This is a genomic window from Leucobacter sp. NPDC058333 (genome assembly GCF_042726155.1).
Taxonomy (GTDB): domain Bacteria; phylum Actinomycetota; class Actinomycetes; order Actinomycetales; family Microbacteriaceae; genus Leucobacter.
This window is the reverse complement of the sequence record NZ_JBHXHV010000004.1, coordinates 263,213-277,185: the sequence shown is the minus strand read 5'-3', so window position 1 is coordinate 277,185 and position 13,973 is coordinate 263,213. Positions and strand designations below refer to the sequence as shown.

The window sequence follows — 13,973 nt, the reverse complement described above, 5'->3', positions numbered from 1 at the left end:
GGCCCGGTCCACCGAATAGGAGGGCTAACGTAATCACCATGGAGCTTCCCCGCACGCGCGCGCTGCTGCCCGAGGTGATCTGGCGCGACTCATCGCCATCAACCAACGCCGAATTGCGGGAGCTCGTCGCACCCAGACAGGGTGACGCACCCGTACCCGCACCGCCGCACGGCACACTCCTGGCGACCAGCGATCAAACCGCCGGTCGCGGCCGCTTGGATCGCGGCTGGGTGACACCGCCCGACACCTCGATCGCGGCGTCGCTGCTGGTGCGCGGCTTCGGGGCCACGGGTCTCGGTGCCGGCTGGCTGCCGCTGCTCGCCGGTTCGGCGATCGTTACCGCGCTGCAATCGCACTTTACCGCCGCGGCGGCGAACGCCCTCGGTCCCGACGGTGACAGCGACAGTGCTGAGGCGAAGCGCGTCGGCGTGAAATGGCCGAACGACGTGCACGTGCGCGATGAGCACGACGCCATCGCCGGAAGCCCCGGCAAGAAGCTCTGCGGCATCCTGTGCGAGTTGCTTCCGGGGGAGCCGGGTGCAGCGAATGCCGGCCACACGATCATCGTCGGCACCGGCATTAACCTGCTGATCCCTGAATGGGAGCTGCCCACCGACCGCGCGACATCGCTGCTCGCCGCGGGCGCTGACACGGGCGGCGCTGAAACCCTCGCGGAGCCCGCTGGCCACGACCTGGTCGACCGTGTGCTGGCCGACTACAGCGCCGAACTGTTGCGCCTCGTGCGCCTCGCGGCGGACGACCCCGACGCCGCCCGCGCCCGCGTCGCCCGCCACTCGCTCACGCTCGGCACCGAGGTGCGCGTGCACCTGCCCGGCGGCCAGATCGTCGACGGGCGCGCCCGCGCACTCGCCGCGGACGGCTCGCTCATCGTCGATCTGCCGACCGGCGGCGAACTCACGGTGTCCGCGGGAGACGTCGAGCACCTCCGGTAGGTACGGTCACGCGGAGCGGTAGCGCTCCTCGCCCAGCACGTAGCTGCGGTGCACGCCGGCGTCGAGCAGTGCTTCGGGAGCGGCCTCAAGCGGATTGATGTCGAGCACGATGAAGTTGGCGTGCAACCCCGGTCGGATCCGACCCGTCGTCGCGTCCATCTCTCCCGCGAAGGCGCCGCCGGCTGTGACCGCGGTGAGCGCGTCGGCGGGCGTGAACACGCGCTCCGGGTGGTACGGCTCGCGCTCGGGAGCGAGCGCCGAGGCACCGGTGAGCGCAATGTAGAGGTTCGGGAGCGCGGCGTGCGGCGCCGTCGGTGCGTCAGTGCCGAGCGTCATGGCGACGCCGGCCTCGCGGAACTTGTGCCACGGGAAACCGAGTTCCTGGCGTTCGTCGCCGAGCTGCGCCTTCCAGTTGTCGAGCACCGCGGGGTCACAGTGGACGGGTTGCATTGACGCTATGACCCCGAGTTCGCCCATGCGCGTGATCGTGTCGTCGGCCACGCTCTCGAGATGCTCGATACGGTGCCGTCGTGCGCGCGGGCCGTTGACCACTGCGCAGTGCTCGACGACGTCGAGCGCGATCTGGCTTGTTCGGTCGCCGATCGCGTGCATCGCGATCTGCAGGCCCGCGCGGTCGGCCGCCTCGGCGACCGGCAAGATGCGCTCTGCCGTCCAGATCGGTTCGGCATTGCTGCCGTTTGCGTACGGAGCCAGCATCGTGGCCGTGCAGGCGTCGATGACGCCGTCCATGATGAACTTCACGCCCGCGACCCGCAGCCAGTCGGCGGCCGGGCTCGCGGCGATCTCGTCACGCAGCTCGGTGATCAGCGTGACGCCCGCGAGATCGCGCTCCGTGTCTCCCGTCGGCTCCAAGATCCAGTGCGCGGTGATCGGGAATGGCAGCCGTCCGTCGCGAGCGACAATGGCGCGGAGGCCAGCGACCTCCTCAGCATTCAGCGACATCTCCGTCACCCCCGTGACGCCAGCCGCGAGATACGCCGCGAATGCCCGGTCGAGCGCCGCGACAATGTCGGCCTCGGTGGTCTGCGCGAGCAGGTATGCCCGCGCGTACTGTGTGCCGGCTGTTTCGAGCAGCAGTCCGGTGGCCTCGCCGCCAGCGTCTCGCACGATCTCTCCACCCACCGGGTCGGGTGTTTCGCGCGTGATGCCCATTTCGCGCAGCGCAGCGGAGTTCACCCACACCGAGTGGAAGTCGTTCGCGTCGAGATAGACGGGCACGTCGGGGAGCGCCGCGTCGATCATCGCCGCGGTCGGCTGACCGTCAGCGATCGCGTTGAACAGCCACCCGCTGCCGAGCACGCGCTGCGCGGCCGGATCAGCGGCTCGCGCCGCGCTCAGGCGCTGCTGCATCTCTTCAAGTGACGCGCAATCGCGCAGCTGCACGCGAGCGAGCGACTCCCCGAACCCCACGAGATGGGTGTGTGAGTCGATCACGCCGGGCGCCACAAAACGACCCGCCAGATCGACCTCCGTCGGAGCCCCCTCCTGTGCTCCAGCCGCAGAAACCGCAGCGCGCACCTCATCGAGCGATCCGACGGCGCTAAACGCCCCGTCGGTGACGGCGAACGCCTCGGCGAGCGCTGGCTGCTGGCCGAGCGCCTGTTCGGCGGTGAATACGACGGCATTGCGGTAGATGGTGGTGGGCATTGCGGCCTCCGGGATCGAAACTGTCGTGAAGAGAGGTGACGAACGACTAGCGTTCGGCGCGCGGCGCAGCGTGCTCGTCGAGCGGATACTCGGCCGAGAGTGCGTCGATCGCCTCGGTCGACGGCACCTCCTCGGAGAAGTTCAGCTTCGGCACCGGCTTGCGGAAGAAACCGGTCTTGAGGGCGAGGATAACGACGCCGATGAGTAGCCAGATTCCGCCGATGATCCACGTCAGACCCTCGAGTGAGGTCCACAGCCAGATCGTGAGCACGAAGCCGATCAGCGGAATCACGCCGTAGCGGAACCAGTGCCACGCCGTCGCAGGCTCGGTGCGGCCGCCCTTCGGGAAGAGGTACGTGCGAATAACCGACAGGTTGACCATCGCGAACGCGGCGAGCGCGCCGAAACTGATCATGAATGCTGCCTGGTCGAGGCTGACGAAGAGGCTCGCGAGCGCGACGGTCGACACCGTAATTGCGGCGATGATGGGGGTGCCAAAGCGCTTGGAGAGGCGACCGAGGGGCTTCGGCAGGATGCCGTCGCGGCCCATCGAGTACAGGATGCGCGAGACGGCGACCTGGCCCGCGAGCCCGGAGCCGAAACAGCCTGCGACCGTGATGATCACGAAGATTGCCGCGAGCACGTCGCCGCCCACGTGGCTGAAGAGGACGGCTCCAGCCGCGTTCAGCAGGTCGTCAGACGCGGTACTCCAGTCGGAGAGATAGTAGGCGCGCGCGCCGACCCACGAGACACCGATGAAGATGATGCCGCCGACGATGGTGGTCCACATGATTGCGCGCGGAATGTCTCGGCGCGGGTTCTTTGCTTCTTCCGAGAGCGTCGAGACGGCGTCGAATCCGAGGAACGATAGGGCGAGCACGGCGGCACCGGTAAAGATAGGACTGTAGTCGTCCGATCCCGGAATAAACGGTTCGAGCAGCGACGGCGCGTTCGGATCATTGATCGCGAACTTGATGGCAAGTATCGCGAACACGATGACCGCTGCGAGCGACACGACAACGATGACCGTGTTGATTTTGCCGACGAGCGAGATGCCGAGCACGTTGAAAACGAACACGGCGAGCAGGGCGGCGAGCGTGAAGATCCACGCCGGGATACTGGGGAATTGCGTGCTCACGTACAACCCGAGAATCAAGAAATTGATCATGGGGATGAACAGGTAGTCGAGCATCAGCACCCAACCCGTGAGGAAGCCGGTCGCGCCCCCGAAGGCCTGTTGCGAATACGTGTAGGCCGATCCCGCAACGGGGTAGCGACGCACCATTGCCGAATAGCTCGCAGCGGTGAACAGCATCACGACGAGCGCGACGACGTAGGAGTCTACGAGGTGCCCATTGGTGAGCTGGTTGACGATGCCGTAGGTCGTAAAGACGGTGCCGACCGCCATGTACGAAAGCCCGAACAGCGTGAGGGTGATCGGGCCGAGCGTGCGCTTGAGGTGCGCACCGGTTGCTTCGCTCACTGAATCTCCTGTGATGTGACGGCTGGTGCCGGTGAGTCTGCGCCGATTCCATCTTCGGATCGACGACCAAAATGAACAATGTTCTTTTTGACTTGAATAGACTAAACCGAGAATGTTTCGAGCGCGAGTCTGAAATTTGAAAATCGCGCCAGCACCACGGCGGACGAGGGAGTATTGCACGTGAGTGAAGTGACCCATCGACGCGTCGGGCGCCCCAGCGAACAGGTACTGTCGCGCGTCAGGATCGTCGAAACCGCGCTCGACCTGCTCGACGAGCACGGTGAGGGGTTCGGCATGCGTGATCTTGCGCGCGAGCTCGGCGTGAGGCCGTCAGCGCTCTATAACCACGTTGCCAACAAAGAAGACGTGTTTCGCGGCATCCGCGAGGTGATTGCGGGTCGCATTTCGCAAGCCGAACTCGAGCGGGAACCGTGGGACGCGGCGCTCGCCGCCTGGGCGCGCTCATATCGAGACGCCTTCGCCGCCCACCCGCCGACGATCGCACTGCTGGCTGTGATGCCGTTTGACTCGGAATCAGATGTGTTCCCGTCGTATGACCGCATCGTCGGACTGCTCGTGACCGAGGGGTGGGAGCACGCCGAGGCGCTCAATATTCTCGTCGCGTTCGAGTCGTTCATTCTGGGATCGGCGCTCGACGCCGCCGCGGCGCCCGACATGCTGCACGCGGGCGACCGCGACGACGTGCCAGAGTTCACTGCCGCCTATCGCGACCGAGAGCAGCTCGTCACACGCACCGGTACCGGCCCGGCAGACCAAGCATTCGAAGCCGGGCTCGGCCTGCTGCTGCGCGGATTGCGCGCTGAGCAGGCCGAGCGCGACTCGGCGGCGGACTAGGCCACCCCCGCTACTCCCGCTAGGCCCGCGGGTCGAGCGGGTAGTCCTCGCCCATTTGGTCGATCTGCTGGGTGCTCGGGTCGTTCTCTGAGAAGTCCATCATCGGCACCGGGCGACGGAAGCCGCCCGTCACGATCGCGATGATGATGACGCCCACGACGAGCCAGATGCCGCCGACGAGCCAGGTGAGCGCCTGCAGTGAGGTCCAGAGCCAGATCGTCAGGGCAAACCCGATCAGCGGCATGACGCCGTAGCGAATCCACGCCCACGCGCCCTCGGGACGCTTGCCGTTCTTCGGGAACAGATACGTGCGAATGACTGAGAGATTCACCATCGCGAATGCGGCGAGCGCGCCGAAGCTAATCATGAATGCGACTGTGTCGAGCGACAGGAACAGCGCCGAGAGCGCGAACACCGACACGATGACCGCGGCAACGACCGGCGTTCCGAAGCGCTGGTGCAGTCGTGAGAGCGGCTTCGGAAGCATGCCGTCGCGGCCCATCGCGTAGAGGATGCGCGACACCGAGACCTGCCCGGTCATGCCCGAACCGAAGGCGCCGACCACGTAGATCGCGACAAAGAAGGCCGTGAACCAGCTCGTGCCGAAACTGTCCATGACCGTCGTACCCGCGGCGTCAATCTGATCGCCGCTCAGAGCTGACCAGTCGGGGTTGAAGGCGAGCGCGCCGGCCCACGAGACCAGGATGAAGAAGAAACCGCCGAGCAGGGTCGAGAGCACGATCGCGCGCGGAATGTCGCGGCGCGGGTGCTTCGCCTCTTCCGAGAGCGTTGATACGGCGTCGAACCCCAGGAACGAGAGGGCGAGAATCGCGGCGCCGGAAGCGACGGCACCGATGCCGCCCTCGCCGAACGTGAAGGGCTCAATGAGTCCGACCGCCTGATCGCCACCGAGATACTGCTTGAACGCGAGGGCGACGAACACGACGACGAGCACCACGGAAAGAGCGATGATCACGAAGTTGACCTTGTTCACGAGGTTGATGCCCAAAATGTTAAAGAGCAACACCAGCAGCAGTGAGACGAGCGTGAACACCCAGATCGGCACCGCCGGGAACTGCGTGTTGAGGTAGATGCCGATGAGCATGAAGTTGATCATCGGAATGAACAGGTAATCAAGCAGCATCACCCAGCCGGTCAAGAACCCGGCCGCGCCGCCAAACGACTGCTGCGTATAGGTGTAGGCCGATCCGGCCACGGGGTATTTGCGCACCATCGCGCCGTAGCTGGCGGCCGTGAAGAGCATCGTGACCACCGCGACCACGTAGGCGGAGGGGAGGTGGCCGTCGGTGACCTGGTTCACAATTCCGTAGGTCGTGAACACAGTGATGACCGTCATGTAGGTCACCCCGAACAGGGTCAGGCCGGTGAGGCCGAGCGCGCGTTTGAGTCGCGGCTGGGTCGTTGTATCGCTCACGGTGGTCTCCTTTGAGTCGTGCGATGAGGTGTCGTGCGGGGCGAGTTGGTGCGGGTTAGTGTGCGTCGCCGTGGAACGTGGGTTCCCCGGCCAGCCAGGTGCCGTGGACGGTGAGGTCGGCGATTGCCTCCGGCGCGATCGCGAGCGGATTCGCTGACAACCAGACAGCGTCTGCGACCATGCCTACGGCGAGTGTGCCGCGGTCGGTCGCGAGCGCCTGGCGCGCGATACCAGCGGTGTAGGCGGCAAGGGCGGTGCCTGCGTCAACGCGCTCGTCGGGCAACCACGCGTCGGCGCCCGGCTCGGTGTGGCTGTGCCGGGTGATTGCCGTCGACAGTGCCGGACGCCAGTCGCGCGTGGTCACGGGCCAATCGCTGCCGAACGTGACTGTTGCGCCACTTCGGTGTACCGACCCGATCAGGTATTGCCAGCCCTCGCGAGAGTGACCGAGGTGCGGGATAGTGAGGTCGCGCATGACGGCGTCGCACTGCGCCCAGTACGGTTCGAAGTTGGCGATGATGTCGAGCTCCGCGAAGCGGTCGACATCTGCGGGGTCGAGCAGGGCGACGTGGGCGATGACGTGATGGGAATCGGCGCCGGATCCGCCCGCTGCGCGGGCGCTCTCGAGCGCGTCGAGGGCGCTGCGGTTCGCGGCGTCACCGATGGCGTGGAGGTGCAGCTGGAAACCGGCGGCGTCGAACGCGCGCACCGCTTCGCCGAGTTCGACGTCGCTCCAGTTCGGCAAGCCGCGGTCCGTTGGCCGATCTGCGTAGGGCTCGATGAGGGCCGCCGTGTGGCTCTCAATCACGCCGTCGAGAAAGAACTTCACGGTTTCACCGCTGAGCCGGGGGTGTGCGAGGTCGCGCACGCTCTCGCGGGCGGCAGTGAATTCAGCGACCTGCTCTCGCCAGCGTGCTGGATCGGCGCGGAACGCCAGATTGACTCGCGTGTGCAGGCGATGCTGCTTCGCGGCCTCGAGGTAGAGCGCGAGATCGGCGGCCTCGACCCAGGCATCCTGAATCCAGGTCGTGCCCTGCTCGGCATACCCGCGCGTGGCCCGCTCAATGGCGTCGAGGCGATCGTCCAGCGTGAACGCGGGCACGACGTCGGCGATGAAGTTGTTGGCGGCCGCCTCCTGCAGTGTGCCCAGCGGGGAGCCGTCGTCGCGGCGCACGATGCGCCCCAGCTCGGGGTCGGGGGTCTCAGCGGTGATGCCGCCAGCTGCGAGCGCCGCGCTATTCACCCACGCCGTGTGGTAATCCCAGGCGCGCAAAATTGTGGGGGTGTCGCCCGTGACCTCGTCGAGCCATCGCGCGTCAAACAGACCTCCCTCGGCGAACGTCGCGTCGTAGCTCGCGCCCACAATCCACTCAGCATCGGGGTGTGCGGCCTTCCACTCGGCCACAGCAGCGAGAATCCCCGCGAGGTCTGCCGCCTCGCGCACGCGCGGCCCGAGTGCCTCGATGCCACCGAGTAGCGGGTGTGCGTGGCCGTCGCCGATGCCGGGAGCAAGGGTGCCGCTCGCGAGATCGATCACTGTGAGCGCAGGGTCGCTGCCAGCGCCCGCCGCGATTGCCTGCGCCTCGCTCCCGAGAGCCACGACCCGATCGCCCTGGAACGCAACGGCTTCGCTCGTCACCGCGCCCGACGCCGACGCCGGATCGACGATGACGGTTCCGTTCACAAATACGGTGGCGTGCGAAGCTTCGCTCATGCTGCATCCTTGCTGCTCGGTGCCTGGTGCTCGTTGCCTGGTGGCGGGGACTACAGTGGTAAACGAACGAGGTTCGTTTACCGGCGGGTTGAGAATAGTACGGATTCGCGACGAGCGCGAGCAAACGAACACTTTTGTTACACATCTCAGGTGAGCACACGAAGGAGTGACATGACCACCGACGCACCCACCGCGAAGCGCCGCGCGGGTCGCCCGAAGCAGAACGTGCTCTCGCCACGTCTCATTCACGAGACTGCGCTCCGACTCATCGACGAACACGGCGTCGACGGCGCCGGTATGCGTGCGATCGCCAAAGAACTCGGCGTGCGACCCTCGTCGCTGTACAACCACGTCGCCGGTCAGGCGGCGCTCGTTGCGGGCGTACGTGACCTCGTGAGCGAGCGCATTCCGACCGAACCCTTCACTCGGCTGCCGTGGGATGCGGCCCTCGAACAGTGGGCACTCGGCTACCGGCTCGCATTCGCCTCCCACCCGCCGACCATCGCGTTGCTCGCCGTGCAACCGCTCGACCCCGATTCGGCGACGTCACTGATGTACGACGCGGTCGCCGCCGCGCTCGTGCGCGCGGGCTGGCCAGAGGAGCGCGCGCTTTCAGTGATCGTCGCGCTGGAGTGTTTCATCCTGGGAGCCGCCCTCGACCTCGCCGCCGACCAGACCATGCTCGATCCCGGGCCCCGCACCGACGTTCCGGGATTCTCCGGCGTCTATCGGGCGCGGGCGTCCGCGCTCGCCGCAACAGGCGTGAGCCCGGCGGACGACGCCTTCGAGATCGGGTTGCGCTCGATGCTCATCGGGCTGCGGGCAGAGTTTGCGGCACTGCCGAGCGGCGGCGTCGCGCGTGAGACGACCCCGGGCGCGACAACCGCAGGCGAAAAGATCGCGGGTTAGAAAATAATCGTGCGATCGCCGTCGACGAGAATGCGGTTCTCGGCGTATGAGCGCACCGCGTGGCGCAGCACTCGCGCCTCAACGTCTTGACCCAACTGGGTCAGCGAACGGACCGTGTAGCCGTGGTCGACGCGCAGAGTGTCTTGCTCGATGATTGGTCCCTCGTCGAGGTCGGTCGTCACGAAGTGCGCGGTCGCGCCGATCAGCTTCACGCCGCGCTGGTGCGCCTGCTTATAGGGGTTCGCGCCCTTAAATCCGGGCAGGAACGAGTGATGGATGTTAATGGCGCGGCCCTCGAGCGCGGCGCAGAGCTCTGGGGAGAGAATCTGCATGTAGCGCGCGAGCACGACGAGTTCAATGTCGAGCTGCTCGACGGCCTCGATGACCCGTGCCTCGAACGCGGCCTTATCTTCGGCGCCGGCGATGGCTCGGTGCTCGAACGGCACATCGTAGAACTCGGCAATGTCGCGCACGGTCTCGTGATTCGACAGCACGAGCGGCACGTCGATCGCGAGTTGGCCCGCGCGGCGACGATAGAGCAGATCGTTGACGCAGTGCGTCGCGGTTGACGCCAGAATCAATGTCCGCACGGGCCGATCGGCCCGGTCGAGGCGCCACGTCATGTGATAGCGCTCGGTCACCGGCGCGAGCGCATCGGCGAACCTGCCGTCGAAGGTTTCTGGCTGCGCAACCGCCTCGACCTGCAGACGCATGAAGAAGCGTCCGGTGTCGGCGGATGCGAACTGCTGGCTCTCGACGATGTTGCCGCCCGCCGCGACGATCGCACCGCTGATCGAGTGCACGATACCCGGGCCGTCGATGCAAGACAGGGTGAGCACCCACTGGGTGTCGGCGGCGGTGGCGGAGTTGGAGAGCGAAGTCACGCCCCCCAGGGTAGTGGATCGTGTGGGTGTCGCAGCGGTCAGGGCTGGGTGAGTGACGCCTGCAACCCGGTGATGCGCCCCGCCTGGTCGAACGTAAATGTCGCCGCGTTCGTGCTGCCATCGGTGAGTCGGGCCCCGGTGAACTCTGCGTCGCTCCACTCCAGCTGCCAGCCGGCGTGCTGCGCGAGTCCCCACACAGCGGTGCGCGCGTCGCGTAGCGGCAGCGTGCCAATGAGTCGAGGAAGCGACGGCAGTGCCTCTGCCAGGGTGAGCGGAGGCAGCGGCGCTTCGAGCATGAACACGGCGCGCGAACCGCCGCCGAGCGGCGATGAATAGTAGGGCGAGCGGCCGGTGATCGCTATTGCGACCGCGCCGATCTGGTGAGCGATCTGCGCCACGCCCGCGGCGGGATCGTCGCCGAGGTCGAGGAGGGGGAGCTCCGGCTGCGTCAGCTCAGTAATGCCGTTCGCCTCGCCGTAGGCGCGGAGCGCAGCCGCCTGGCCGTTCGGGTCACCGTTCGGGTGCGCCCACCCCCACAGCAGCGAACGCGGGCCGGGCGCGATCGAGGCGATAAAGTGCGCACGGCATTCGATGCGTCGCTGCGGGTCGTGGAGCGATGAGAAAGCCAACGTGCCCGCCTGCATGTCGACGTCCCAGCGGTGTTCGCCGAGGGTGTCGGTGAGCACGCCGAGTTGTTCCTGGCGGAGCACAGCGAACAGGGTCGAGCGGTTCTCAAGGGGTTCCAGCGACGTGAACGACATGGGGACACGCTATGCACACTGCCTGAGGATTACCAGAACGCAGACTATGTGACCTCCGTGGTCACGTCACCGGCCGCCGCGCGACCCGGTGTTGCTAAGCTGAAGCCGTCGTGACTGGCGTACAGATGGTCACCATCGGGAAACGACACCTGCTTGCAAGGAGCGGCCGCTCGCCTGGGTCGCATCCGGAAATGTTGCCGCGCGCACGCGCGAATCACCACTGAGGAGCATTGCATGTCCACCCAGTCAGCCTTTTTCAACGAGCCACTCGAGGTTGTCGACCCCGAGATCGCAGCGGTGCTCAAGAACGAGCTCAACCGCCAGCGCTCCACGCTGGAGATGATCGCCAGCGAGAACTTCGTGCCGCGCGCCGTGCTCGAATCGCAGGGTTCGGTGCTCACCAATAAGTACGCCGAGGGCTACCCCGGCCGCCGCTATTACGGCGGTTGCGAGTTTGTCGACGTCGCTGAAGAGCTGGCGCGTGAGCGTGCCAAGTCGCTCTTCGGTGCAGCGTACGCGAATGTGCAGCCCCACTCGGGTGCCACGGCGAACGCCGCGGTGCTCTCGGCCATCGCCGAGCCCGGAGACACGATTCTTGGCCTCGAGCTCGCGCACGGCGGCCACCTCACGCACGGCATGAAGCTCAACTTCTCGGGCAAGCTCTACAAGGTCGCCTCGTACGGCGTCGATCCCGAGACGTTCCTCGTTGACATGGACGTCGTGCGCCAGCAGGCGCTCGAGCACCGCCCCAAGGTGATCATCGCCGGCTGGTCGGCCTACCCGCGCACGCTCGACTTCGCGAAGTTCCGCGAGATCGCCGACGAGGTCGGCGCGACCCTGTGGGTGGACATGGCGCACTTCGCCGGGCTCGTCGCCGCCGGTCTTTACCCGAACCCGGTGCCTCACGCCCACGTCGTCTCGTCTACCGTGCACAAGACCATCGGTGGCCCGCGCTCTGGCTTCATTCTCACGAACGATCTTGACCTGCACAAGAAGCTCAACTCCAACGTCTTCCCCGGCCAGCAGGGTGGGCCCCTCATGCACGTGATCGCCGCGAAGGCGACAGCGTTCAAGCTCGCAGCGACCGATGAGTTCAAGGACCGCCAGGTGCGCACCCTGTCGGGCGCCAAGCTGCTCGCAACGGCGCTCACGACCGAGGCATCGAAGACCGCTGGCGTTGACGTACTCACGGGTGGCACCGACGTGCACCTCGTGCTCGCTGATCTGCGCAACTCGCCACTCGACGGCCAGCAGGCGGAGGACGCGCTGCACGCCGTCGGCATCACGGTGAACCGCAACGCGGTGCCGTTCGATCCTCGCCCGCCGATGGTCACCTCCGGCCTGCGCATCGGTACGCCCGCGCTCGCGACCCGCGGCTTCGGCGACGCCGAGTTCGCGGAGGTGGCAGACATCATCGCGCAGACGCTGCAGCAGAGTGGCGACGTCGAGGCGCTGTCGGCGCGCGTGAAGTCGCTCGCAGACGCGTTCCCGCTGTACCCCGGCCTCGAGGAGTGGTAAACCGTGGCCGCTGAACTTCTCGACGGGAAGGCAGCTGCCGCCGACATCAAGCAGGAACTCACCGTTCGCGTGGCCGCGCTGCGCGAGCGCGGTGTCGTGCCCGGTCTCGCGACCGTGCTCGTCGGCGCTGACCCGGGTTCCCAGTGGTATGTCGCCGGTAAGCACCGCGACTGTGCAGAGGTTGGCATCGCGTCGATCAAGCGCGAGCTGCCTGAAACTGTCACCCAGCACGAGCTTGAGGCCGTGCTCGACGAGCTGAACGCCGACGATGCCTGCACGGGATACATCGTGCAGCTGCCGCTGCCGAAGCACATCGACACCGATCGGATTCTCGAGCGAATCGACCCCGACAAAGACGCGGACGGGCTGCACCCGACGAACCTCGGTCGCCTCGTGCTGAACGCGAATCGCCCGATCACTTCGCCGCTGCCGTGCACGCCGCGCGGAGTCATTGAGCTTGTCGAGCGCAATGGCATTTCGTGGGAGGGCAAGCACGTTGTCGTCATCGGGCGCGGCGTTACAGTAGGCCGTCCGATCGGCCCCCTGCTCACGCGCCGCGAGTACAACGCCACGGTGACCCTCACCCACACGGGAACGCAAGATCTCGGCGCGATCCTGCGTCAGGCCGACGTGATCGTCGCGGCCGCCGGCTCGGCGGGCATCGTGCGCGCTGCGGATGTGCAGCCCGGCGCCATCGTGCTCGACGTCGGAGTTTCGCGCGAGACAGACCCCGAGACCGGCAAGAGCCGCGTCGTCGGTGATGTTGAGCCCGCGGTCGCCGAAGTTGCGGCCTGGGTGTCGCCGAACCCCGGAGGGGTTGGCCCGATGACTCGCGCGCTGCTGCTGCAAAACGTCGTGGAGATGGCTGAGCGCGCCTGATCTCGACGGTTGGCACCTGTGCCCTACAAACGCCCGCGGTGAACTCCACCGCGGGCGTTTGTGTGCCCGGCCCGAGCTTTCAGGCGGGCGCGGCATACTTAGAGGCGTCGTGCCCGCGATTCAACCCGACGAAAGCTGAGCTCCGCACGTGACCCTGACGACCACCGCCCTCTCCACGATCGCGACCGTCCCCGCGCTGTTCGGCATCGACTGGCTCGACCCCGAGACGCTGCTCAAGACCGGCGGCTGGATCGCCCTGATACTCGCGTGTGCCTTCGTGTTTCTTGAAACCGGCGTGCTCGTGCTGGCATTTCTGCCCGGCGATTCCCTGCTCTTCACGGTGGGTCTCTTCACCGCCACGGGCATCATCGACATTCCGATTTGGATCACCTGCCTGCTGCTCTTCATCTTCGCGTTTGCCGGCGACCAAATGGGATTCATGATCGGGCGAAAGCTCGGGCCCGCGATCTTTAAGCGGGAGAAGAGCCGCCTCTTCAACCCCGAAAACGTGGCGCGCACGCACGCGTTCTTTGAGAAGCACGGCCCGAAGGCGATCATCATCGCGCGCTTCCTGCCGGTGTTCCGAGCGTTCGTGCCGGCCGCGGCTGGCGTGGGCAAAATGGAGTATCGGCACTTCGTGTTGTACAACGCGATCGGCGCGCTCCTCTGGGGAGTTGGCGTTACGCTGCTCGGATTCTTCCTCGGCCAGATTCCGTTCGTACGCGAGTACAGCGAGGTCTTCATCATCGTGCTCGTGCTGATTCCCGGTGTGCCGATTCTGTTCGAACTCTTCCGCGCGTTCTCGTCGTGGCGCGCGAAGCGCCGGGCCGCCGCCGCGGGCGGCGATCCGGAATCGACCGCCGCGGCCGAGTAAGGCAGCTGGGCGCGAGCCATTCGGCGCCGTGGCGGCTGGC

General features: G+C 66.4%; 12 protein-coding genes and 1 riboswitch. Of the genes, 6 read left to right on the top strand and 6 right to left on the bottom strand.

Going from position 1 to position 13,973, the window contains the following annotated elements; genetic code table 11:
• Positions 1 to 38 precede the first annotated feature (38 nt).
• Positions 39 to 953, top strand: a complete 915-nt coding sequence (locus tag ACFWHR_RS14095; protein WP_382448946.1) for a biotin--[acetyl-CoA-carboxylase] ligase — start codon at positions 39 to 41, stop codon at positions 951 to 953.
• Between the two features lie 6 nt (positions 954 to 959).
• Here the strand turns inward: ACFWHR_RS14095 and ACFWHR_RS14090 are convergent, their stop codons facing one another.
• Positions 960 to 2,621, bottom strand: coding sequence for an amidohydrolase (locus ACFWHR_RS14090; RefSeq protein ID WP_382448945.1), 1,662 nt, complete (start codon positions 2,619 to 2,621; stop codon positions 960 to 962).
• 46 nt (positions 2,622 to 2,667) lie between these two features.
• Positions 2,668 to 4,104, bottom strand: coding sequence for an APC family permease (locus ACFWHR_RS14085; RefSeq protein WP_382448944.1), 1,437 nt, complete (start codon positions 4,102 to 4,104; stop codon positions 2,668 to 2,670).
• A 180-nt stretch (positions 4,105 to 4,284) separates the two neighbouring features.
• Between ACFWHR_RS14085 and ACFWHR_RS14080 the strand changes: the two genes are divergently transcribed.
• Positions 4,285 to 4,959: a TetR/AcrR family transcriptional regulator gene (locus ACFWHR_RS14080; protein ID WP_382448943.1), complete on the top strand. Its 675-nt coding sequence runs from the start codon at positions 4,285 to 4,287 to the stop codon at positions 4,957 to 4,959.
• 19 nt (positions 4,960 to 4,978) lie between these two features.
• Here ACFWHR_RS14080 and ACFWHR_RS14075 read toward each other — a convergent pair whose 3' ends face one another.
• Positions 4,979 to 6,394 (bottom strand): APC family permease, encoded by a 1,416-nt coding sequence (locus ACFWHR_RS14075; RefSeq protein ID WP_382448942.1) that lies wholly within the window; start codon positions 6,392 to 6,394, stop codon positions 4,979 to 4,981.
• 55 nt (positions 6,395 to 6,449) lie between these two features.
• Entirely contained in the window at positions 6,450 to 8,108 is a 1,659-nt protein-coding gene (locus tag ACFWHR_RS14070; protein WP_382448941.1) for an amidohydrolase, read from the bottom strand.
• A 171-nt stretch (positions 8,109 to 8,279) separates the two neighbouring features.
• On the opposite strand from ACFWHR_RS14070, the gene ACFWHR_RS14065 reads away from it, so the two are divergent.
• A complete protein-coding gene (locus tag ACFWHR_RS14065) occupies positions 8,280 to 9,017 on the top strand; it encodes a TetR/AcrR family transcriptional regulator (RefSeq protein WP_382448940.1) in 738 nt (245 codons plus the stop codon).
• Here ACFWHR_RS14065 and purU read toward each other — a convergent pair.
• Both purU and ACFWHR_RS14055 read right to left on the bottom strand, forming a co-directional pair.
• Positions 9,014 to 9,901 (bottom strand): formyltetrahydrofolate deformylase, encoded by an 888-nt coding sequence (gene purU, locus ACFWHR_RS14060; RefSeq protein WP_382448939.1) that lies wholly within the window; start codon positions 9,899 to 9,901, stop codon positions 9,014 to 9,016. The two genes, ACFWHR_RS14065 and purU, sit on opposite strands and share 4 nt — an antisense overlap.
• Positions 9,902 to 9,939: 38 nt before the next feature.
• The gene (locus ACFWHR_RS14055; protein WP_382448938.1) at positions 9,940 to 10,662 is read right to left on the bottom strand and encodes a DUF6882 domain-containing protein; all 723 of its coding nucleotides are present in this window, start codon (positions 10,660 to 10,662) and stop codon (positions 9,940 to 9,942) included.
• Positions 10,663 to 10,762: 100 nt separating this feature from the next.
• Positions 10,763 to 10,849: riboswitch (ZMP/ZTP riboswitch) on the top strand.
• 47 nt (positions 10,850 to 10,896) lie between these two features.
• Here ACFWHR_RS14055 and glyA point away from each other — a divergent pair.
• The 3 genes from glyA to ACFWHR_RS14040 all read left to right on the top strand — a co-directional run bounded on the left by glyA (position 10,897) and on the right by ACFWHR_RS14040 (position 13,933).
• Positions 10,897 to 12,180, top strand: coding sequence for a serine hydroxymethyltransferase (glyA, locus tag ACFWHR_RS14050; protein WP_382448937.1), 1,284 nt, complete (start codon positions 10,897 to 10,899; stop codon positions 12,178 to 12,180).
• 3 nt (positions 12,181 to 12,183) lie between these two features.
• Complete coding sequence (locus ACFWHR_RS14045; RefSeq protein ID WP_382448936.1) at positions 12,184 to 13,059, top strand: bifunctional methylenetetrahydrofolate dehydrogenase/methenyltetrahydrofolate cyclohydrolase; 876 nt, start codon at positions 12,184 to 12,186, stop codon at positions 13,057 to 13,059.
• A gap of 148 nt (positions 13,060 to 13,207) precedes the next feature.
• The gene (locus ACFWHR_RS14040) at positions 13,208 to 13,933 is read left to right on the top strand and encodes a VTT domain-containing protein (RefSeq protein ID WP_382448935.1); all 726 of its coding nucleotides are present in this window, start codon (positions 13,208 to 13,210) and stop codon (positions 13,931 to 13,933) included.
• Positions 13,934 to 13,973: the final 40 nt, after the last annotated feature.